Annotated in this window: 23 protein-coding genes and 2 pseudogenes; 15 read left to right on the plus strand and 10 right to left on the minus strand. The window is 58.1% G+C overall.

Features of this window, described 5'->3' with window-relative positions:
- Nucleotides 1–231 precede the first annotated feature (231 nt).
- Nucleotides 232–453, minus strand: a complete 222-nt coding sequence (locus ACYHH6_RS12415) for an RNA-binding protein (protein ID WP_352590487.1) — start codon at nt 451–453, stop codon at nt 232–234.
- 326 nt (nt 454–779) lie between these two features.
- On the opposite strand from ACYHH6_RS12415, the gene ACYHH6_RS12420 reads away from it, so the two are divergent.
- A complete protein-coding gene (locus tag ACYHH6_RS12420; RefSeq protein ID WP_352590490.1) occupies nt 780–929 on the plus strand; it encodes a hypothetical protein in 150 nt (49 codons plus the stop codon).
- A 53-nt stretch (nt 930–982) separates the two neighbouring features.
- On the opposite strand, the pseudogene ACYHH6_RS12425 reads toward ACYHH6_RS12420, so the two are convergent.
- A pseudogene (locus ACYHH6_RS12425) lies at nt 983–1,650 on the minus strand (response regulator).
- Between the two features lie 1,575 nt (nt 1,651–3,225).
- On the opposite strand from ACYHH6_RS12425, the gene ACYHH6_RS12430 reads away from it, so the two are divergent.
- Nucleotides 3,226–3,396, plus strand: coding sequence for a hypothetical protein (locus tag ACYHH6_RS12430; RefSeq protein WP_352590493.1), 171 nt, complete (start codon nt 3,226–3,228; stop codon nt 3,394–3,396).
- A gap of 612 nt (nt 3,397–4,008) precedes the next feature.
- On the opposite strand, the gene ACYHH6_RS12435 is transcribed toward ACYHH6_RS12430, so the two are convergent.
- Together ACYHH6_RS12435 and ACYHH6_RS12440 are read right to left on the minus strand one after the other, a co-directional pair.
- Nucleotides 4,009–4,224 carry a DUF768 domain-containing protein gene (locus tag ACYHH6_RS12435; protein ID WP_352586062.1) on the minus strand — a complete coding sequence of 72 codons (216 nt, stop codon included), beginning with the start codon at nt 4,222–4,224 and terminating at the stop codon, nt 4,009–4,011.
- A gap of 9 nt (nt 4,225–4,233) precedes the next feature.
- Nucleotides 4,234–5,253: an ATP-dependent DNA ligase gene (locus tag ACYHH6_RS12440; protein WP_352590496.1), complete on the minus strand. Its 1,020-nt coding sequence runs from the start codon at nt 5,251–5,253 to the stop codon at nt 4,234–4,236.
- A gap of 737 nt (nt 5,254–5,990) precedes the next feature.
- On the opposite strand from ACYHH6_RS12440, the gene ACYHH6_RS12445 reads away from it, so the two are divergent.
- From ACYHH6_RS12445 to ACYHH6_RS12455, 3 genes are all read left to right on the plus strand, one after another.
- Entirely contained in the window at nt 5,991–6,371 is a 381-nt protein-coding gene (locus ACYHH6_RS12445) for a response regulator (protein ID WP_352590499.1), read from the plus strand.
- A gap of 178 nt (nt 6,372–6,549) precedes the next feature.
- A complete protein-coding gene (locus ACYHH6_RS12450; RefSeq protein WP_352590502.1) occupies nt 6,550–6,771 on the plus strand; it encodes a hypothetical protein in 222 nt (73 codons plus the stop codon).
- 302 nt (nt 6,772–7,073) lie between these two features.
- Nucleotides 7,074–7,376 carry a hypothetical protein gene (locus ACYHH6_RS12455; protein ID WP_352590504.1) on the plus strand — a complete coding sequence of 101 codons (303 nt, stop codon included), beginning with the start codon at nt 7,074–7,076 and terminating at the stop codon, nt 7,374–7,376.
- A 60-nt stretch (nt 7,377–7,436) separates the two neighbouring features.
- On the opposite strand, the gene ACYHH6_RS12460 is transcribed toward ACYHH6_RS12455, so the two are convergent.
- On the minus strand, nt 7,437–8,222 hold the full coding sequence (locus ACYHH6_RS12460) for a Crp/Fnr family transcriptional regulator (RefSeq protein WP_352590506.1): 786 nt from the start codon (nt 8,220–8,222) through the stop codon (nt 7,437–7,439).
- 154 nt (nt 8,223–8,376) lie between these two features.
- Entirely contained in the window at nt 8,377–8,631 is a 255-nt protein-coding gene (locus ACYHH6_RS12465) for a DUF6894 family protein (protein ID WP_352590509.1), read from the minus strand.
- 951 nt (nt 8,632–9,582) lie between these two features.
- On the opposite strand from ACYHH6_RS12465, the pseudogene ACYHH6_RS12470 reads away from it, so the two are divergent.
- Nucleotides 9,583–10,857: pseudogene (locus ACYHH6_RS12470) on the plus strand (NRAMP family divalent metal transporter).
- Nucleotides 10,858–11,448: 591 nt separating this feature from the next.
- Here ACYHH6_RS12470 and ACYHH6_RS12475 read toward each other — a convergent pair.
- Nucleotides 11,449–11,853: a host attachment family protein gene (locus ACYHH6_RS12475; protein ID WP_352590718.1), complete on the minus strand. Its 405-nt coding sequence runs from the start codon at nt 11,851–11,853 to the stop codon at nt 11,449–11,451.
- A gap of 203 nt (nt 11,854–12,056) precedes the next feature.
- Here ACYHH6_RS12475 and ACYHH6_RS12480 point away from each other — a divergent pair, with 203 nt between their 5' ends.
- The 4 genes from ACYHH6_RS12480 (at nt 12,057) to ACYHH6_RS12495 (ending at nt 13,947) form a co-directional block, all read left to right on the plus strand.
- The gene (locus ACYHH6_RS12480; RefSeq protein WP_352590512.1) at nt 12,057–12,359 is read left to right on the plus strand and encodes a hypothetical protein; all 303 of its coding nucleotides are present in this window, start codon (nt 12,057–12,059) and stop codon (nt 12,357–12,359) included.
- A 79-nt stretch (nt 12,360–12,438) separates the two neighbouring features.
- Nucleotides 12,439–12,657: a hypothetical protein gene (locus ACYHH6_RS12485; RefSeq protein WP_352590515.1), complete on the plus strand. Its 219-nt coding sequence runs from the start codon at nt 12,439–12,441 to the stop codon at nt 12,655–12,657.
- A gap of 639 nt (nt 12,658–13,296) precedes the next feature.
- A complete protein-coding gene (locus tag ACYHH6_RS12490; protein WP_123170354.1) occupies nt 13,297–13,506 on the plus strand; it encodes a cold-shock protein in 210 nt (69 codons plus the stop codon).
- A 165-nt stretch (nt 13,507–13,671) separates the two neighbouring features.
- Nucleotides 13,672–13,947 carry a hypothetical protein gene (locus ACYHH6_RS12495; RefSeq protein WP_352590518.1) on the plus strand — a complete coding sequence of 92 codons (276 nt, stop codon included), beginning with the start codon at nt 13,672–13,674 and terminating at the stop codon, nt 13,945–13,947.
- A 1,909-nt stretch (nt 13,948–15,856) separates the two neighbouring features.
- Here ACYHH6_RS12495 and ACYHH6_RS12500 read toward each other — a convergent pair.
- Complete coding sequence (locus ACYHH6_RS12500; protein WP_352590521.1) at nt 15,857–16,084, minus strand: KTSC domain-containing protein; 228 nt, start codon at nt 16,082–16,084, stop codon at nt 15,857–15,859.
- Between the two features lie 259 nt (nt 16,085–16,343).
- Nucleotides 16,344–16,532: a DUF3606 domain-containing protein gene (locus tag ACYHH6_RS12505; RefSeq protein ID WP_352590524.1), complete on the minus strand. Its 189-nt coding sequence runs from the start codon at nt 16,530–16,532 to the stop codon at nt 16,344–16,346.
- On the opposite strand from ACYHH6_RS12505, the gene ACYHH6_RS12510 reads away from it, so the two are divergent.
- The 5 genes from ACYHH6_RS12510 to ACYHH6_RS12530 all read left to right on the plus strand — a co-directional run bounded on the left by ACYHH6_RS12510 (nt 16,513) and on the right by ACYHH6_RS12530 (nt 18,888).
- Nucleotides 16,513–17,406 carry an ATP-dependent DNA ligase gene (locus tag ACYHH6_RS12510; RefSeq protein WP_352590527.1) on the plus strand — a complete coding sequence of 298 codons (894 nt, stop codon included), beginning with the start codon at nt 16,513–16,515 and terminating at the stop codon, nt 17,404–17,406. The two genes, ACYHH6_RS12505 and ACYHH6_RS12510, sit on opposite strands and share 20 nt — an antisense overlap.
- Nucleotides 17,388–17,513: a hypothetical protein gene (locus ACYHH6_RS12515; RefSeq protein ID WP_352590530.1), complete on the plus strand. Its 126-nt coding sequence runs from the start codon at nt 17,388–17,390 to the stop codon at nt 17,511–17,513. The genes ACYHH6_RS12510 and ACYHH6_RS12515 overlap by 19 nt, the downstream gene beginning before the upstream one ends.
- Nucleotides 17,510–17,800 (plus strand): hypothetical protein, encoded by a 291-nt coding sequence (locus ACYHH6_RS12520; RefSeq protein WP_352590533.1) that lies wholly within the window; start codon nt 17,510–17,512, stop codon nt 17,798–17,800. The genes ACYHH6_RS12515 and ACYHH6_RS12520 overlap by 4 nt, the downstream gene beginning before the upstream one ends.
- Nucleotides 17,801–17,930: 130 nt before the next feature.
- Nucleotides 17,931–18,203, plus strand: a complete 273-nt coding sequence (locus tag ACYHH6_RS12525; RefSeq protein ID WP_352590536.1) for a hypothetical protein — start codon at nt 17,931–17,933, stop codon at nt 18,201–18,203.
- Nucleotides 18,204–18,612: 409 nt separating this feature from the next.
- Nucleotides 18,613–18,888, plus strand: coding sequence for a YMGG-like glycine zipper-containing protein (locus ACYHH6_RS12530; protein WP_435053420.1), 276 nt, complete (start codon nt 18,613–18,615; stop codon nt 18,886–18,888).
- Between the two features lie 294 nt (nt 18,889–19,182).
- Here the strand turns inward: ACYHH6_RS12530 and ACYHH6_RS12535 are convergent, their stop codons facing one another.
- Entirely contained in the window at nt 19,183–20,592 is a 1,410-nt protein-coding gene (locus ACYHH6_RS12535; RefSeq protein ID WP_352590539.1) for an NRAMP family divalent metal transporter, read from the minus strand.
- Nucleotides 20,593–20,962 lie beyond the last annotated feature (370 nt).

The following is a 20,962-nucleotide window of genomic DNA, read 5'->3' on the forward strand; positions in this document are numbered from 1 at the left end:
GCAGTGGACGAGAAAGCCATTTCCACTCCACTGCATGAATCCAACTTCACTGCCGCACCCGTGTTCCAATTGGACGCAAAAAGGCCTGAATAGACCTGAGCCCCCTTGGGTAGCAGCCTCACCAGCGCGCGTTTCCGTTGGCCGCTGTCCTACACCGCCGCAGCGCCTTGCGCCTCTTGGCCCTTCCCTGTGGCCGCCTGCTCCAATTATGGCGCGTGGATAGCCTGCGATCTACACAGTGCCGGGTGTGCGGCGCTTCGAAAGCGCCTCCCACAACGTCGCTTCGTCGGTAAACCCGTTCTGAAAAGCATCCATGACTTCGCTGGCCAGGTCTTCCCGCTGGCCCGCGTCGTTGAGAGCCAGATGGCGTTCTTGGCACAACAGCTCGAATATCTTCCGCATGGTTTCCAGATCGGCTGGCAGGAATATGCTACTGTATTTTGTAAAGGGCATGACGCTCTCCTCCCTCAGTCGGGGCGAAAGCGTGATGAACTCTTTCAATCGTCCGTTTGCCTCGGTTGGGTGCGAACGACAAAGTCGATGGTACACCCGGCATGGTTGCTTAGCGAATCGTATTAGCAATCGCTTGACGAAGGCGCCTACCGCTCCAGAATCGTTGATATGGCAAGGGGCATCAAAGTCGGCGATATCGTCGCCATAACTGCAACCGTGCGCAAGCGGGTTACGGAAGACCGTGTGAGCGTTCTGATCCCTCCTACAGTCAGCCACACTCGATCGTAGACAGCACGCCATACATAAGCAGCGGGCAGAAAATCGAGATGACCGGCGAAGTGGTTCGCGTCGACGAGGATACGGTGACGGTAGGCGGCAAGGATCTGGGCATTACGGTCAAACACAGTGCCGTGCGGCTTGTTACCAGCTATGTGGCGCCGAAGCGGAAAACACCGGTTGTCGACAAAGAGACTTAGGACCTTCACGCATTTGCCGGCTTGACGCTTGTGCCGGTCGCGACCCTTTATACTTAGCGCCCCCAGAAACGGTCCCTGTCGCGCTCTCCCACCTCGCGCATCAGCAGGGTCGCCTCGGTCCGGTTGCGGACATTGAGCTTGCGCAGAACCCGCGTCATGTGATGCTTGACCGTCTTCTCCTGCAGCGAAAGCCGTGCGGCGACTTCCTTGTTGCTCAAGCCTTCCGCCACCAGGCGCAGAATATCGGTCTCGCGGCCGGTGAGCTGCTGGAGGGGTTCGGCCTTGCGGTTCGCCGGCTGCTACAGGGCCGACAGAAGCCGAGCCGACAGTGTCGGCGAGACATAGCTTTCGCCAGCCGCGACATTGCTGAGGATTTCAGCTAGCGCCTTCGAACCCACGCCTTTCAGCACATAGCCGCGCGCGCCGGCATTGAGCGCCTTGGAAACGTCGGCGTTAGCTTCCGACACGGTCAGCATGACGACCTTCTGGCCAGGGTGCCCGGCCAGGATGTTTTGCCGCGGCGCTGAGCCCGCCGCCCGGCATGCTGATGTCGAGCAGCACGATGTCGGGGTGCATGGCCGCGACCAGCCTTTTCGGCATCCTCGGCGCTGGCGCCTTGGGCGACCACTCCAAAACCACCGATCTCGCCCAGGCTCCGCGCTACGCCCTCGCGGAACAATGGATGGTCGTCAACAATGGCAATGAGGATGGCCCGTGCCATGCTTGCTCCTAGTCTTCGGTCGAAGCGTGCCAAATCTTCTTCGCCGTACGGTTCCCGAAAGAGAAAAAACCCGCCGCTCGGAGGGGTTGAGCGACGGGCCTTTGTCGGTTGCCTGCAACGCGATGCTTGAAGCCGCTCAATGAGGCTGAACGCAAATGGTTAACGGATCGTTACTGGTAGCAACCCCGCCGTCCGCTGACAGCGCCTCCCGGCCATGCTACCGTCCCAGCAGCGAGGAGTAACGGCAATGCCGAGTGGGGTTTTAATTCCGATCACTGTGACAATCGACGGGGTCAAGAGGACATTCCCGTCTCTCACAGTCTTGGCACTCCATCTAGGTTCCAATCGGAGTGCGCCGGTTACTTGGCGTAGTCGCAACCCCGACAGACCGATTCAGGACTGGGTGGATAAGCAGCTCAACATGCGGAAAGTCGGCAGGGCAAATGATCCTGTCGGGTGACCACAAGGCAACAGAGCCACCAGCGCGCGTTGCCCTTGGCCGCTGTCCTACGCCGCCGAGGCCTGCGGCGCGGACAAACTATGATGCTATGATGGTGGCCTGCGGTTTTCAAAGATTGCCATTTTGTACGAATAAGTCAGGCGGATCTCATTACCACAAGCCTCGCATGTCAGAGACTTGGAGCTTTTTATCAGGCGACCTTTGCGGATCATCATTCGCTTGCAGTTAGGGCATTGGACGATCATTTCGTCGTCGTCCCGATCTCGTGAAAGTACCATGTGTTTGCCTCCTTGGGTCGAAGAAGCAAGCTGCATGCCGCATTAGCGTCTCTTTTCGAAACACTTCGCTGCGAGACGGTGCGTTCACCCAATCAAGCGTTGACCGAAAGAGGCCATCGTTGGGGTTATACGCCTAAGTGGGCGAACTCGAATGGAGAGCGAGCACTACCAGGCCATTGCCTCCGCGGCGTCCATGGACCGCTTATGGAGGCGATTGTGCAGATCACCGGCACGAAGGCTGAATTCATCCAGTGGAACGGGACGGGACCGGTCCATCCACCTACGGCTGGGTAGCGCTGCCAACGGCTCTAAACCGCTTACACCCAGTCTCAACGAACCTTAGGCCCATGATCGTTCCCGTGCCGGTGATGGCAAGAGGCTGGAACCAAATCCCACAACCCGGCTTGCTCTATCGCGTCGGGCCCCAAGCAGCGACCGAACAACCCGATTGACGGAGGTTCCTATTGGCAAACAGAAGCGAAACCAGGCGGATGCAGCTAGACCGTCTCGCCTCATCGATACCGAAGCATGAGTTCGAGTTTCTGATGAAGATTGGCAAAATGACACGGCCGGAAGCGTTGGCGTTGATCGAAAAGCACAATGGCGACCGAACGGATATTTATGCCGATCTGGCGCGCAAGAATGCAGAGCAGTGAATCTTTTGAAGCGATCGAGACCATCACCGGCAAGAGAGCGCCGTTCATCCAGCCGAACATGACAGGGCCGGTGAAGCCGCGTGAGAAGCCGTCGAGCTAGCCATTCCCCTACGGTTGGGTAGCGCCAGTGGAACCTTTCTCCGTTGCGCCCGTTGGGTGGCACGGAAGGGACATCCGACAAATGGTTGACGAGCAAGGAAGGCCACCGGCCGCGACGGATGGCGTTGCTCGCCGTCTTGTCGGGGAAACCGGCATCACCGAAGCGCAGGCCCGCGAGCTTATCCTCTTCCTGGGACCGCACAATTGGTCATCGCTTCTGCGCGAAGCCCGCATCATGTCGGGAAAGCGCTAGTTCTTCCTGTCAGCTGGGTAGTTGCGCGAACTCGTTACGACGCGCGCGAACTGCTTCCAGCAACTCCTCCTCGTCAACTATGCCTCGTTGAAAACTCGCCAGTACAGCGGACGCCAAGGCCTCACCGTCTACCGATCTGCGGTCCGACTTAGCCTCGGCGCATATCTGGTTGAATACCCGCTGACATGTCGCCAAATCATCCGGGCTTAGGAAGTGACTTTGCGGGATACGTAGCAACTCTGCCTCCCTCAAAATGGGCGAGAGTGCAGTCTAGTCTCCCAAGCGGCGATGCCCCTCACGAGCGCCGACGAAGATAGAATACGCGCTATTGCGCGATTATCGAGTCAATTCCAGGGTAGCGTTTAGCGATCCTTACCCTTGCCTGCCACATGGGCGACGGTCTTTGACGGACTGGCCTGTTTGAGAAGTCTTAAAGCTTCTTCTCGGGTAAGGCCGCATCTGCGGGCATAGAAATCGGCCTCGGCCACACGTTCGCGGTCGATTGGTTCCTCTCGGACCTTCTTTGCCTTCTTACCCACGGTACAGATCATAGAGCATTTGGGACCCTAAAAGGTTAATTCCGCCGAGCCGCTGGGCGCCCAGGTCATGGCCTTAATCAGCCACGCCGGCATCACGGTGCAAGATTGCGTTGAGGATTGCCTCGTAAACGCTGCCGGTGTCTTCCTCGATCTCGACGCTGCTGATTCCTAACGACTTGGCATCTTCGAATAGCTTTTGGGTCAGTTCGGCAGCTGAGATGACGTCGGCAGTGGCGGGAACGTTGGCGCCAATCCATTTGTCCAAAAAATCTGTGCCGCGTTTGCTCATGGCCCGCCTCTAGGTTCCTTCGTCGACAATGCCCTTCACCGATGCATGTCGCAGTTTCGCCTCGCCCCTTGATGCTTCACTCTCGCCCTGACACCTGGCATCAGCCACTCGACGCAGGTCATCGAGTTGGGAACATCCACCGGCGCCTCTCGCGCGGCCTGCACCCTTTTTTTTCCAAAGCCGTTCGCGGACATCGTTCGGCAACGTGATGAACACCGACCCTGCATACTTGCCGCCTTGCCCCATCAAGGCCATGGCCGGCTTGCCCGGCTCACGCTTGACGCCAAGCAGGTCGAGATCGCTGAATTCGTAGCATTTGATTTTCAGCCAGGCGTCGGACTCGCCGCTCCTGTAGGGCGCACCGCGGCGCTTCGACACCATGCCTTCGAGGCCCAGCTTGTCAACGCCTTGGAAGAATGCAGCGCCGCCGCCGTCAACATGCTCGCTGAATTGGATCATGCCGTCTGCCGGCTTGACCAGATCCCAAAGCATCGCCCGCCGCTCAACGATCGGCAGCGCCCTAAGGTCTTTGCCGTCGAGGTGCAGGAGATCGAAAGCCACGAATGCCAGCCGTTCGGCATTCCATGCCATTGCCGACCGCAGCGCACGGAAGTCCGGGGCGCCGTTTGGTGTCGGTGCAATGACCTCGCCATCTATGATTGCCGACCGTGCACCAAGCGCCTCAGCGGCCGTCACGATCGGCCAATAGCGCGACGTCCAGTCAATCCAGGTCTTCGTGTAGGCCCGCGCGCCGTCCCAGTCGATGATGACCTGCGTCCGATACCCGTCGTACTTGATTTCGTGGATCCAATCATCGCTTTCGGGCGGCGTCTCGACCAGGCGCGGCAATTGCGGCGGGACGAATTTCAGCCTCCCAAGGCTGGGACTTCTACGCATGCACACACTCCAGCGACGCGATTCAATTAGCTTGCGCTGAAATGGTTCCCGAAAACGAAAAACCCGCCAGGAGGTTGAGGGGGACCACTGGCGGGTTTTCGGCCCGCAGACTTGAGGACGCAGGTCGACCAAGTTTTGGAGCCTTGGTCAGCAGCTGGAACCGGTAAGAACCAGCCGCTGCAGATCAACCCGCCCCGTCGATCGAAGTTCCGAGTGGAAAGAAAAAAGCCCGCCGGCCGAAGCCAATGGGGTTTTGGAGAGCCCGTACATTAGGTCGGGCTCATCTTGACGCCAGCGCCGCCCGCACCAAACTATTTGGCATGGCTCGGGTAATATCAAAGTAGGCGATGAGGTTGCCGTCACCGCGGTTGTGCGCCGATCAGGCAATCTCCCACTACGGCGCTGCTCAAAGGAACCATTAGACCACCCGGGAGTTCGGCTTTAACTACTCCTGCAGGCCGACCATGAAAGAACTTAGCAAAGCACAGCAGGAGGCTATCTCACGCCTCATTCGCAAGTGGATCACCTCGGAGACTATTCGCCGGTACCTTTGCGACTTGCTAAGGCTGCCTGAGTCCGAGCTGCCCCAGAAGCATCAATCACTGCTTGACGAGATTGAAGGCAAACGTGACGAATAGAAGGCCTTCGAGGCCGCTGCAAAGGAGCAGGGGATGCTTCGCTCTCGCTAGGTTCCGGATGCACGGCTCTCATCGACCGCCTACCGAAAAGCTATCGGTGGCCCTCAACGAAACAAGCTGTTGACGACGTGCACTAGAGGGAGTTCATTCCGCACTGTCGCCGGCTGAAGTTGGGGGCGCGCTGGCGAGTTGGGAGAGTTGCTTTAACCCCGCCCTGTCAGGGTGATGACGATGGACAGCCAATCGGCGTCGTCGGTTGTCGTTTTGGAAGATGAGGCGCTAATTGCGCTTGACGTTGAAGAGGCATTGCATGACGCCGGCTTCAATGTCGTGGCAGTCATGTCATCTTGCTCCGACGCTCTTGATTGGCTTCAAGCAAACTCCCCCGATGTAGCCGTCCTTGATATCGACCTTCGGGATGGAGACTGCGTGGCAATAGCCAGGCTCCTTTATGATCGGTACATCCCGTTTGTTGTCCACTCGGGGAGCAGGTCCGATTCTTGCAATCACGATCCGATTTTTCAAAAGGGAACGTGGGTGTCAAAGCCCTCCCTGTCCGGTGAGCTGACCAATGCAGTGGCGGCATGTGTCAGAAGCCGGTCCGCCACATAAAGTTTGATGGCATTCCATTGGTTTAGCCCTAGGGTCTCCGTCAGGATCGGCGCAGCGCGATCCTGCGTTTAGCGCGCGTCCAGGATCGCTTCATAGCCGTTACCGGTGTCTTCCTCGACGCTTGCAGCGCCATTACCATTAGCGTACCCTAATTCATTGGACAACAAGGAGAGGGATAATGGGAAAGCATCTGTGGTTGGGCCTAGCCCTAGCTTGCTCAGGCATGCTTTTGAACACTATGGCAGCCGAGGCAAAAGCCTTCAAAAGCTTCCAAGGCAAAGAGTGCAGAAAAGACTACAAACGGCTTTGCCCGATGACACCAATCGGCAAATGCGACCTTCAAAGCATGATCGATCAGCTATCACCAGCCTGCAAGGCTTTCGTGGAGAAGCACAAATAGCGATCAGTTTTCCTCCCGAAAATCCTGCAGCGAGGCGTGCCGCAAATCCTCCTCGCCGCGCCAAGTGCTTCACAGTGGCGATGAGCCCCGGCTTGACCCATTGCGTCACCGGTCGCTTCATGCCCTTCGGCGCCGGCCCTGCATTGTCCTGGACGCCCTGCCAGAGCCGTTCGCGCAATTCCCGGTTCAAGGTGATGAACGCGCTGCCGACATAAGCGCCCGGTGTTGACTCCGCTATGGGACGCATAAGTCGCGGCGGCGCCCCACGTCCAAGGCACTGTTTTACCCCAAGAGGTACCGAAATGGACGAAAAATATACCAATGCGCGTGAGCACTTTTTCGCGGCAATCCGCGCGCTAGCAGCTTCTTCCGAGAGCATTCAAACGCGGTTGATAGATGCGAACGCAAACATCTTGAACATCACTATCGATGAATTCGAGGGTGACCGAGAGCTCAAGTTCAAGTTTGCTAAATTGCTGGATCTTCTTGCTGTCGATCAAGATGATATGGAAACGGTCGCGGTGGAGACAGCGGCGCACATGACTGATTTTGAGGCGGTAAAAGTCGCGGACCTGATCTGCGATTTTTACTACGAGATCACCTAGGTCCGGCCACTCCTCCCCCGCGCAGAACGCGCCAGATATCTGACCAATAGGCCGTCACCATTAGGATGCCGCCAACGCGCGTTTCGCCTTGGCCGCTGTCCTACACCGCCAACGCGTCTCGCGCGCCCTGGCGCCCGCCGGTGGCCAGTTGCATGCATTGCGAAGCCATACTGCGAGAAAGACCTTCCTGCCTGTGCAGCCACGGCCCGAAATGTGCCCATGAGGTTTCCCGATAAGCCGCTCGTATTCCTTTTCGGGTTCGCTGTAGGTGCCATCGGCTATCTGAAACAGGCCGTAGCGGTCCCGGATCACGATCTCACCTCGCGACGCCCTGATCAGGCCGCGGCCTTCAAGCTCCTGGATGGCGACAGTCACACCCGGTCGCCGGACGCCGAGCATGACAGCCATGAACTCGTGGGTGATGGAGAAGCGGTCATCGCGCACCCGGTCCTGACACATCAGAAGCCACCGCGCCAACCGTTCGTCGAGTTTGGATCGCGCATTCACAAGCGCTGTATAGCTGGTCTGGATGTAGAGCGTCTGGACATAGAGCAACAGCAGCGCTTTCAGCGTATTGCTCGCGGCCAAGGCCGCGGTGAGTGCCGGGGCAGGCATGCGAAACCCATTTCCCCCCAGCTGCATGTAGGTATCATGCACGGCTCGGTCACCACCGAGCACCACCAGGGCGCCGCTCATGCCTTCCATGCCGATCAGACCTACCTCGGTATCGCGGCCCTTGGGGATTTTGGCGACGATGGAGGCAATGCCGTCTTCAAGGAAATACACGTCCGGTTCCAAATGCGGCACCAGCAATGCCAGGTCGTTGGGGGAAAGTCGCTGCAGCAAAGAATTTCGATTTCGTTTTAGGCTGGTTAAACATGGTTCCGCCCTTCGTAGGGCAAGAGCTTCCTGATCTCCCAGCCGTCCGCGCCCGTGAAAACGTGCGAACGATTGTTGGTATATGGGGTCTCATTGTCCCCGCAGCCAATCACTTTAAGCATTAGGGCCGGGCACCGTGCTTTTCGGCTGCTTCCGAAAAAGGAAATCGCAACAGCAGTATCTGGTTTTCATCACAGATTTCAAAGATCGCCCCTGTTAGCACCGGGTTGCCGCCGAGCAGCCCCTCCGCGAGGATTTCCTTGGCCGACGCCATTGCGTTTTCCTCAACCTCGGCCAAATCAGCAAACTCCTGCCCCTCCGGATCTTCCGCAAGGCTCCCATCCTGGTTTCGGATATGGAAAAAATATCTTGGCATGCACGCTCCGGGCCTCTGCGACTATCTAATTGGCTTTTGCCTCGTGGATAGCGTCGGAAACGTACCAACCGGGGATATGTACAAACCTGATGTTTCAAAGTCATGCCGGGAGGACCCTGCTGAACGATTGACCAGGGATGTGGCTGCTCTAATTTCAGTCCCTAAGGATGAGAGCGCAACCATGGACCCCGCGCACTGGTTAGCGTTCGTCACGACGGTCACTTTCCTACAGATGCCGCCTGGGCCAGACAGTATGCTGGTGATGGCGCGCGGCATTGGGCAAGGGCGGGGAATCGCGCTATTCAACCGTGCTCGGAATGACCGTTGGTGCGGGCATGATCCAATTGCCCCTGATCGCGCTTGGCGTCACCACCCTCGTAAAAGCCTCACCGCTCGCGTTCGCTGCGCTTCAATGGATGGGAGCGGCCTAATCTCGTTTGGCTCGGGCTGCGGCTTATCTTCAACACTCCAGATGCTTATGCCCAGCAGGAGAAAAGCCCCATCAAGCCACTTGCGTCAGCACGCGAAGGGATGATCGCCAACTTGGTCAATCCGTGGCCCATCACCTTCATGGTTGCGTTCCTTCCCCAGTTTGTGGACCCGCACGGAAGCTCCGTTACACTACAACTGCTATTGCTCGGGACGACCCAGAAATTCACAGGGGTTTTAGTGTTGGGAAGTTACGCCATGGCTTCCCGGCAGCATCGGCTCCTGGATTATGACGCGGCCGCGCGCGAGGGTTTGGCAGCAACGGATTGCCGGCTTCTTTATCGTGGGACTTGGGTTTCGAATGGCCCTTGGCGGCGGTGCAAACCGCCAGCGTCGCACCGTTCCGTATCCCTAGGGATAACCCGCCTGAACCGTGGCCAGACTTCGGGATAATTTTCTACGCTATGGAGCTTTTGCCATGGCGGCGAGTTTCCTCGCTCGCAACGGAGGAACCTAGTCAGCATGCAAAAGAACGATCCGGTTGTTGGCCCGTCGAAGCCACGGCTTCTGGGTATTTTGGGCCCTGGCCTGATCACGGGCGCGTCTGACGACGATCCCAGCGGCATCGCCACGTACTCTCAGGCCGGTGCGCAGTTCGGCTTCGGTCTTACATGGAGGTTGCTGTTCAGCTACCCGCTAATGTCAGTGGTGCAGCGCCCGGATCGGGCGCACCACCGGCCAAGGGATCGCCGGGAACATGCGGCGGTACTATCCGAACTGGCTGCTTCAGTCGGTCGTCGTGTTGCTCCTCATCGCCAACATCATCAATATCGGCGCCGACCTTGGCGCCATGGGCGACGCCCTGAAGCTGATTATCGGTGGACCCCCCATCTCGCCTATGTCATCATGTTCGGGGCAGTGTCCTTTGTCCTGCAGGTCTTCCTCAAATACAGCCGCTACGTCTCGGTTCTGAAGTGGCTCACACTCTCGCTCTTTGCGTACTTCGGTACCGTGCTGGTCGTGCACGTCCGTGGGGTGAGGTGGCTCGCGATCTATTCATCCCGAAATTCACCGCAGATGCCGGCTTCTGGACGTCGGTGGTGGCGATCCTGGGCACCACCATCAGCCCCTACCTCTTCTTCTGGAAGGCGTCGCAGGAAGTCGAAGACCAGAAGGCCAAGCCTGATCGCAAGCCGCTCAAGAAAGCGCCGGAGCAGGCTGAGACCGCGATCGAACGGATCCGGCTCGATACGTATATCGGCATGGCGTTCTCCAACCTCGTGGCCCTCGCGATCATGATTACGGCCGGTGCGACGCTGCATGCCAGCGGCGTCACCGATATCGAGTCGACGAGCCAGGCCGCCGAGGCGCTGAAGCCTGTCGCTGGCGCGTTTGCGTTCGGGATCTTTGCGCTGGGCGTGATCGGGACCGGCCTGCTGGCGATCCCGGTTTTGGCGGGCTCGGCGGGCTATGCCTTGGGCGAAGCGCGCAAATGGCCGACCGGCCTCGACCGCAAGCCGCTTGAGGCGAAGGCGTTCTATGTGACCATCGCGGTCGCAATGCTTCTTGGGGCTTGTTTGAACTTCACGCCCGTCAATCCGATCCAGGCCCTCTACTGGAGCGCGGTGGTCAACGGCGTGGTGGCCGTTCCGGTGATGGCTGTGATGATGCTGAGTGACGGGGCGGCGCGACATCATGGGCAAGGCAACGGTGCCTCCGGTGATGAAGCTCGTCGGTTGGGTTGCGACCGCGGTCATGGCCGTGGCAGCACTCGTGATGATCATCCAGATTTTCTGACGGACCGCAGGCGACCTGGAGGAAAGAACAGGGGCACTTAACCTGAAGTCCAAATGCCAGGCGTATGATCGCAATCAGCGGGAGCTGTGCCTGCTGATCTCTCGCCGGTGACACGGGCGCGGGGAAGACTGCGAGTCATTCAGCCTGCCCAGTTCGATCCTTCGCGAACCGCGTTGGTTTCGATTTATTCAATGCTTACTGGGTAGTCGAATGGCCTACGCCCACCTGCGGGGCCTGGAGCATCAGAGCGGGCTGGCGCGAATTCTGTCGCGGTTGGCCTCGATGTCGCTGCAAGGGTCGGCATCCGCATCGAAACGTGTGCGGAGGATCGGCGAAAGCATGTCGCATTCCTCATACACCATATGCAGAAGGAAGACATCGGGCGGGTTCGTGCAACCCTGGGCCTGGTCTATCAGCCGAGTATGAAAACCAACCCGTTCGCTGGCCTTGGACTTCCTGACGGCCGCGTGAACGCATGGCATCCGTTCGGCTGCCGGCCAAGGCGCGCACCGGCTCGGAGAAAAATTGCAGGTCACGGCACCAGAAGAGATGCCCATGCAAACGCCAGCCAAACCGCGTCTCGTGCCCGTCTCAGGCGCTCGAAACCACCTTCTCTATCTCCTGGACCGAATGGCCGGTCAGATCCTTAGCAATTTCGCCAACAAGCACGGCCGACAATTTTTGGTGGTAGTGCTTGCGCAATTCTCCAAGCGTGCGGGGAGACGCGATGATGATCAGATTGGCGATTTGGCCGCCAAGAACCTTTCGGTTGAGCAGTTCGGCAGTTCCGGCTGCGAAACTGTCTTCCTCGATTTGACCGCTGTCGGGATTGGCGGAGCTGCTCTGGTGACGCGCGCCGGATCCCTTGTTTTCGTTCGCCACGTCCTCGACATCCGTCGCCGTCAGCTTTGGATTGGCTTCGTCACCTGTGTTGCGAAACAGATTGAGCTTTTCGCCATCGGCTACGGCTACGGTCGCTCCCTTGGGAATATCCATTTTTGATCCTCTCCGGAATTGCGCTATTCGTTGGCTCATCAGATGAAGGCCTGCTGGCGTCAAGGCCCGAAGCGGCCAATAGATGCCTCCGGGTTTGAGTCTTTTCATCGCGCCGGTCCCTCCCTTTGTTGACTTCGGGTGGGAAAAGTCTAAGTCGCGGTCTCAATTCACGCCCAAGGCGCGGCGGTCATCAAGGTATCAAAATGGTCGAAAAATACGCCAATGCGCGGGAGCACTTTTTCGCTGCCATTCGGACCTTGGCCGCCTCGACCGACAGCATACAAACGCGCCTGATTGAGGCCAATGTGAACATATTACACGTCACCATCGAGGAATTCGATGGTGACCGGGAGCTCAAGTTCAAGTTTGCGAAGATCTTGGACCTGCTGGCCGTCGATCAGGACGATATGGAGACCGTCGCCGTCGAGACGGCAGCGCATATGAGTGATTTTGAGGCGGTTAAGGTTGCAGACCTGATCTGCGATTTTTATTATGAGCTGACGTAGCACCAAGGCCGGAAGGGCACGCGTCGAGCTGCGCTTGGCGCCAGATCGAGGTAGTGAAACCAACTTGGGACCGAAGCGGATGCCAGCCGCCAACCGAACATACCGTCTACAGATCATGCTCAATGCCGAGGAACTGGCTATCCTGGATGCCTGGCGCTTTGAGAACAGGCTGCCGAGCCGATCTGACGCGGTGCGGGAATTGCTTCGGCTCGGTCAATCGGTTCCCGGCAATGATGGACATCAAGGGGTGCGTTCCGTCGATTTCGGAATTCTCGATCCGCCGAACCGAACCTCGTAGGGGTGGGTGCCATGTGGAATGCACGTGGGCATCGGCACCAAGCAAGAGGAGGAGAGGGGGGCACCCGCCGTGCCGCACACGCAACGCGACCTGCCAACCTCGACCCAACTGCGGCAAACCGTCGAACACGATGGTAAGACGAACCCGCCAGCCCATTGATGCACTCCTTGCTGATCGCCGGATGCAAGAGAATGGTATGCAGTCCAAACAAGCGGGTTTGTGATTCAAGATGCCGGGTGGAGGGCGGCGCCGGATGACACTTTCGAACATTTGAGCTATTGGCGCCGACGAGAAGCTGCCGGCGACGGCGTCGTGCTTTGGTGTTGCAGTCTTCTCGAGTGTGGTGGCCAGCGCTTGGGCGGCTCCGCGGCGCGCGACGAAGCGTTTCCGTAATTCGGCCGTTGGATTGTATCCTTCATGAGCGCAACAAAAGGTTGAAATCGCATTTCCCAAAACCAAAAGTTGACGTGGCCATGGAAGCAGGATATGAATTTACCTGTCGATATTGCTTGCTGAGCTTTTGTTATCGCGCGTTTGGCACCGCGCCCTGAACGAACCTTCCTTCAAAATCGTCATCGTCACAATCGGCAGCGCTCTTGCGTCGCCGTCGTTCAATATTGCTATGAAAAAGGGTTCATCATGACCACTGGCACAGTTAAATGGTTCAATTCCACCAAGGGCTTCGGCTTCATTCAGCCTGACAACGGCGGCGCAGATGCCTTCGTTCATATCTCTGCCGTCGAGCGCGCCGGAATGCGCGAAATCGTCGAAGGTCAGAAGATCGGCTACGAGATGGAGCGCGACAGCAAGTCGGGCAAAATGTCTGCCTGCAACCTGCAGGCCGTCTGATCGGTTCAGCTTTCCTTTGACCACGGATGTACTGGCACTGTTGAAAGCGTGAGACCAAACGAGGTCAGGCATAATTGCCTGACCTTTTTTTATCCGACCGACCATTTTGATCTGCGCGTGTAACGCCGCCTCTTGTTGATGGCCCTCAAGACCAAGGATATCTCGATGTCCAAGAAATCAAGCGAGCTGCAGGCAATCAATACCGCCTGGCAGATCGCCATCCAGGAAATCCTGCGCATGGTCGTCCGCGATATCTACAGGACGGGCGACGAAACGGTGTTCAAGTCGCATATCAAGCGTATCGAAGAGGCTGCGGTAGATAGCATTTACACCGGCCTGATGCTGCGGGGGACCGACGAATGGACGGAGCTTCTCGTCAAGGAGAAAGCCAGCAATTTCGTCACCACACTTCTGACCTCCTTCACCTTCGATCGGGCTTAAGACGGCCTTCGCGAACTCGGTGGGCTTTTTTGTGGAACCGATTGCGGGTGGTGAAGTTGTGCATGTGCTCGGTTGTCCCTCGACCGGGCGGACAAACAAGAGCCCGTCACTGCCTTCAGCGCGGTGGCGGGCTTTTCAAGTGGCGCGGCCCGTCTGCGCTGACAATCACAAGGTCGGGATGGTTTCGTACGTCAGACGGCGACTCGCAGAGCTTAAGGCGGATCCGGATTTGCCAAACGGACCAGCGAAATCTCTCAGCTTCCGCAACCCAGTGGCTGAGGCGGCTCAGTGGCTCGCCATTCTCGCTAACCACAACCGTTTCTTGGCCGTCGTCATTTGGTAAACGGCAAAAGACGGCGGGGGAGTTGCCCGCGCTGATCGGTCTCTCCCATTCGGCCTCATCACAGCACCTCGCGCGGTGCCAAAATTCGCACGGTCGCGGAAAGGTTCCAATCTTCCGATCAAGCGCGCTGCCGGCTATCAAAAACTGTGCCGGGCGTTCCAGGTCGCTCCTAGCTATGCCCGCTGCCGGCAGGTGGCGGGCTTCTCTTTTGGGGCTGGGTTTGTCAAGCAAAGGGATCCTCGCCGTAGCATACCATGCGCGGCGTTGGTCGTTGTGTTGACGGCAGATGCGTAAATGGTTTCGATGCGCCGGAGATGATGAGTGCCCGCCAGGGGTCTGGCTTCTCTTCGAAGTCGGCGCGCGACCGCTCCATGATCGGATCGGATGGAGAGGCATCTCAATCTTTTTACCGAAACTGTCAGTCTGACCTGACGTCCAAGCCCGCCTCGAGATTGCCTACCCACTCGTCCCTGAACGGGACCTCTATCCGCGCGGCGGCGCGGAACCCTTAATTCGATCTTTCAGGCTGCATTGGCCTCCCAGCGATAGGGTGAACTTGAGACAGTTTGGCTGACCCGGCGCGTTCTTTCATCGGGTCCTTGCTGGCGACCAAAGATGCCCAAGAAAGCTGCTTGGACGGCCATGAGGGCGGATGACCGGGCCGCAATCGTGAAGGAGTGTGCCGACGAAGCCGTCGCGAAGTCGCACGCAGATTTCTGCAAAATGGCTATGCAGTTTGGCAAATAGGCCTTCAAAAGACAAGCCCGCTGGCTCGCGCCTGCGGGCTTTTTCCTTGAGCCGGGAACCAAGGGCAAGCGGCAATGTTCGCATGAGGCAGTGGAAAGAAATGGCTTTCTCCTCGGCTGCAGATCCGTGGACGATCGGGAGCCCGCTGCCGTCTAACCCCTCAAGGTCCGGCAGCGGGCTTTTTCGCGAGAGCAGGAACTTCGCATGCCGCGGCATGTTGATCGGCGGGGGTAAATACCGGCGATTTGCGCTCTCCGAACGATCGGCAACGATTCGTTAAGGACGTACAGTGAGTCCTGCTTGAAGCCACCTCTAAGCGCATTAAATCCCCGAAGATCATCGGCTACGTGGACATCGGTGGTTGGAGTTCGTTGCGCTTTCGCCCCCCGGATTAGAGGTTGGCATCATGACCCAGCCAAGGATATCGGCTTCCGACTGCAATGTATTGCGCGGCGCCTTCGTAAAATGCGTCATCGAAAAGAACATCCCACAGGACCGATGGCGTGATGAGGCTGCGCTGTTGATCCGAGACTATACCGATAGCGATGACGTAGATTCCAACTTGCTGGAATGGATCATACGGACTGGCTTTCTAGCTGCTGCGGCTGCCATTCAAAGGATCTTGGCCGGCTTTTTGACCCAGCTGGCCGAGGGCCCTAACCTTGGCCGGGCCCGCATCGCCCCCAGCGGTGCAGTCCCCACTCACCCTCCAAGTTACAATGGTCTTCGGCTTGGTCTGCAGGGCCTTTTGCAGGGATGCGAGCCGTTTTCATGCCCGCGGCGCGAGCCAGCAGGTCGGCCTTTCTCTTGCCATTTATGTCAATCGCCCGATGAGCTTCCTGCCTTCCCCTCCGCGAGCCGGAATGCGTAGTTGTTACGGATGTGGTTGTTGAAATAGCGGCCCTTAGCAAACGCAGATTGGAACGCGGCGAAGGCCTCGACCGGTACGTCCAAGAACTCGTAGTGCTTCCCACTGGCTAGAAACCAGACCGAGAGAACCCTGGTGTTTGGGTCATAGTCGAACTTGCTGATCGAGGTCGACGGCATGGTTGAGGGTCTTCGGCAAACCGCCCCGCTCCTAGTTGTTCAACTCAAGCGGCTCGTGATCCGGCTGCTCGTGCCACATTATCTGCCGGAAGTCGCGCCGGTCGACCTGCTGGCCGCAGATCGGGCATGTCGAGGCGACACTCGTTGCCCAGCGACTTTCTCTACAGCTGATATCGGATCATCCGCGTTTGTGGCTTGAGTTGAGACACACTCCTCTCCATGCCACTCTTCCACCTGGTACTCTGGCATGCTGGCCTACCTATCGCCTCCCTATTGCCTTCGCTTCCCGCTCCAGCGTCGCGCGATTGTTCCCGTGCTTGGCGATCAGGTCCTTCACCTGCTGGGGCGTGATCCCGGCCTTCTTGGCGAAATACTGAACCTCATAATCGTCGTCGGCTGAAACACGGTCCCGATCGCGAGAATCCCGTTTGCTCTTATCGTCGGCCATATCGATTCCTCCTGCGATCCTCCGCAACGTCCGGTTGACGTGTTTGTTGCACCAAAAAGCCGATTTCCGGTTTTGGAACTATTTAGCTTTTGCTTATTTAATGGCGGCGGGTGGGAGGGTGCTTGCATGGGAAGCGATGGTGAACGGCTGGGTTCATCAAGCCGCAGGAACCCATCCTGGTCGAGGTTGCCCCGATCAGGACGCCTGGCTGCAGGAGATCAAATATAACGGCTTTAGCACCCAGCGGGTGCTGGATTGGGCCGGCGGCCGTGCCTTCACCAAGGCCGGCCACAACTGGTCGAGGCGCTACTGGCCGATTGTCGCCGCGCTGGAGAAGCTGCCGGCCAAGGCGCTCATCCTCGACGGCGAGATGATCGCGCCCGAGCCGGACGGTCGGCCGAACTTCCATGAGATCCATTCGCGCATGGCCTGGAACGCCGAACTGCTCGCGTTCGTAGCGTTCGACATCCTGCACAGGGACGGCCAGGATCTGCGCCCGCTGCCGGTGATCGATCGCAAGGCAATCCTGTGGGAACTGGTCAAGCCGGCCGACGGTATCATCCAGTACAGCCAGCACGTCGAGGGCGGCGGCGCTGCGTTCTATAAGGCAGCCGAGCAGATGGGCCTCGAGGGCATTGTTTCGAAGCGCCGGGGTAGCCCATACCGAAGCGGCGGCAAGGACGAGGCTTGGGTGAAATCAAATGCTGGGACATCGGCGAATTCGAACTGCTCGGCGTCCAGCGCCAGGCCGGCAAGCGAAGCGAAGCGATGCTCGCAAGGGACGGCACAAATAACGCGATCAAGGAACGGCTCTGGAAGCGCGTCCAGCAGGGCAGGGGCCGGCCCCCGGCGGGCTTGCCCACGGCCGTGGTGATCCCGGATGTCGAATGGGTCAGGCCGGGCATCAACATGCGCGTGAAGACGCTGCGCGGCGAGCCAAAGCTGCGCCATGCCTCCGTGCAGGATTTTCGGGAAGAATGAGCAAGCGCGGCAGTGATTTTCTCTACCATTGGATATCAGACCGTTTGCCTGACGATGCGATTGTCGACCCGGTCTTGCTGGTCATCGATATGGCAGTAGACGCGAAACGGGAGGCGGAAACCCAAGGCATTCCGGGCCAGGAGATTGATGAAGAAATTGGCCCGATATTCCAAGCCATTATGCAGGGGTTGCGCCAGGAACTCGCCGTCCAAGAACGCGGGATGACATTGCGGGCCGTCAAAGGATTAGCGGAACCTAATTTGCTGCCGCAACTTTATCTGGCATGAACGAACCGCCGAACCGTAAGACACTTGTACCCGACCCTCAGCCAAGGCGGGAGGTGGGCAAGGGGGTATTGGTAGCGGCCGCGGCGCTGTTCCTTGTCTCTTTCGTTCTGCTCGCTTTTTGGTTCCTCCAATGAGCAAGCGCGGAATCGACTTCGTAGAAAAATGGATGGCGCAGCATCTGCCGATCGCCTTCACCGACGATCCGGCGGCAGTCGCTGCCGATCAGGCTATTAAGGCGGCGGGAAAGGGGCATCAGCTGAAGAGATCAGCCAAGAAGTCAGCAGCGTGTTCGACGTTTCGTCGTCGATGCGATGCAGAACCGCTCCAGATGATTTCGAAAGAACTCGCGGCCGACGTCGAGAGTGTACCCAAATTCGGATATGAGCAATCGCCAACGGTCTGAAAGTTGCTGCCGGAATGCTGACCTAGACGCCGATCCAAGGCTTCTCGCATCAACGATCCTTCACATTCGCAGGGAGCACGATTTTGTCACGCCGGCAAGCGCGCTCGCTCTCTCCATGATGCGCATCGGCAGTGTGTCTTTGGGCAGCATTCAGCCTTTCGTCTTACGCTAATAAGACCGTAGTCCCATAAGGGAAGTTAACGGAATTGGACGCGTTTGCTGAGGGGTTGGAACACCAACAATACTCCCGAAGGAAACGCTGTGTTCTTGAGGTTATAATTCGCCATTCTCCAGGAGATGGATCATGAACAGCATCATATGGCTGGTCGGAGCGGTTGTAATCGTGATCGCTATACTTAGTTTTTTGGGCCTGCGATGAAAGAGATCTATTTACAGAACGCTGGCCGAAATCGAAGGAGAGCACAATGAAAAATGCTGTAATCATGTTGATGATGCTCCGCTGGCAGCCTGCTCTCGCACCGAACAAGGCGCGGCAGTTGGTGGCCTGGGCGGTGCTGCTGTTGGTGCCGCGGTAGCTGGCGATCCGGTCAAGGGCGCCGTGGTGGGCGGAGCAGCGGGGGCCTTAGCCGGTGCCGTAATTGGTCATGCCAGCGAAGCTGGCCAATGCAGGTATCGCGATCGTAACGGCCGGGTCTACATTGCCCAATGCCCAGAGGGATATTGATCGCAAAGCGCCTGATCCGAAACGCTGGCCGATCGGGGTCCGCCGACAAGCTAGGCACTGAACGATCGTGAGACCAGAATGTCGAACGACTGTCGGAGGATTTCCCGCGCGGGTGTATCGGAGGCGGTGTCTTCGATCGCCCTTGATACCGGTTGCTGAAAGCCGACACGACATCAAGGGCATGGGGCACGAGGTCCTCCTAGCGACCAAGGTCGCCCGATAGAGAAGCGCAATTCGTCGCCCTCCGCGACGAGCGCGGTTCCAAGAGAGCCTACGCTGTCCACGACCCTGATATCAAAGCGAGCCGAGATGCGATGGAACATTATTGACGGCCTGGAACATCTCAACGCATCCCGAATCTAGTGCTGCACTGATCCCCCAGTGTCCACCCAGACCCTTGCCCGCCGGGCCCAAACCGGCGGGCTTTTTTGTCTTGTCCGCTGCTGCCGCCGCCGCCATTATGACTGTCGCCATCCAACCGATTAGACGCATCAGCGGCGGCACGGTTATTTTGCCCATCACGTCGCTTCGTCCTGTCATGAGCATCATCACCGCCATAACCGGTACTGCGACTACGCCGTTTACCACCGCGCTCCAGTAAAGTGCCTTGATAGGATTGATCGGTGTAAAGTTGAGAGACGCGCCAATCAGCGTGGCGATTGCAATTGTTGCGTAGAACGCCTTAGCGGCCAGCGGCGCACGCTCGAGCCCCACTGGCCACTTCCGTGCCTCACCCAGGGCATAGCCTGCCGAACCTGCCAAGACCGGAATGGCAAGCAACCCTGTGCCGATAACACCGAGGGCGAAAATTGCGAAAGCAAATTCACCGGCGACCGGACGAAGCGCATCGGCCGCCTGGCTAGTGGATTGAATATCAGTGACACCCTTGGCATGAAGCGTGGCGCCGGCAGTAATCATGATCGCGAGGGCGACCAGATTGGAAAATCCCATTCCGATATAGGTGTCGAGACGAATGCGCTCTATTGCATTCTCCGCCTGCTCTGGCGCTCTCTTGAGCGGCTTGCGCCTGGGCTTGGCTTTCTGGTCCTCCACCTCTTGGGATGCCTGCCAGAAGAACAAGTATGGACTGATCGTAGTTCCGAAGATCGCGACCACCGACGTCCAGAATGACGCGTCCGGAGACAGCTGGGGGATAAATAGGCCTTTCGCGACTTGGCCCCAAGGGACATGGACGACCATGACCGTACCGAAATAGGCAAATAGCGACAGCGTCAGCCATTTAAGGACCGCGACGTAGCGCTTGTATTTCATAAAAACCTGGAGCCCGATGGATATAGCCGCGAACAAGACGACGTAAAGCAGCGTCGGACCGCCAATGATAAGCTTCAGCGAATCGCCCATCGCGCCGAGATCAGCGCCGATGTTAATGGTGTTACCGATCAAGAGCAGCGCTACGACCGACTGGAGCAGCCAGTTCGGGTAATACTGTCGCATATTGCCGGCGATGCCTCGTCCCGTCGTTCGGCCTATGCGGGCACTGATTTCCTGCACGACAGACATTAGGGGATAACTGAATAGCATCGTCCAGGAAAGGCCGAAGCCGAATTGGGCCCCCGCCTGGGAGTAGGTGGCAATGCCACTGGGATCGTCATCGGATGCGCCTGTAATGAGACCAGGCCCGAGCACCTGAATTAGCCTTGGCTTTGATGGCCCGACAACGGGATTCGCTGTTTTCGCGCTCAACTGATGGCCCCGAAACCGCCCTGAAATCAGATCGTTAACGCGGCGGCTGGACAAAAGCTCCAGAGCTAAAGCTTTTTATAGTAGCATTCGCTAAAAAATGAGCGGGCGAACGAAGGCACCTCATAGGTATGCGGTCTAGTCCTTTCGCTGTTCATCGGTGTAAGCACACAATCATAGGAATTTCACTCCGTCGCCGCGATGTGCCAGCCCAGTGTGACGGCCGCGGGGCCCGGGCAAAGCCGAACCCACCCAACTTCCCGCACCTCGGGCTGGGGTCGGGCAGCTCCGTGTCGGTCGAATTTTTGCGCTTGATCTCGGCGCCGGGGTTTCGGGCTCCTTGATGATTGCCTTGCTAAGACTCTTGACGCTC

This window comes from Mesorhizobium sp. P171375 (assembly GCF_057786075.1).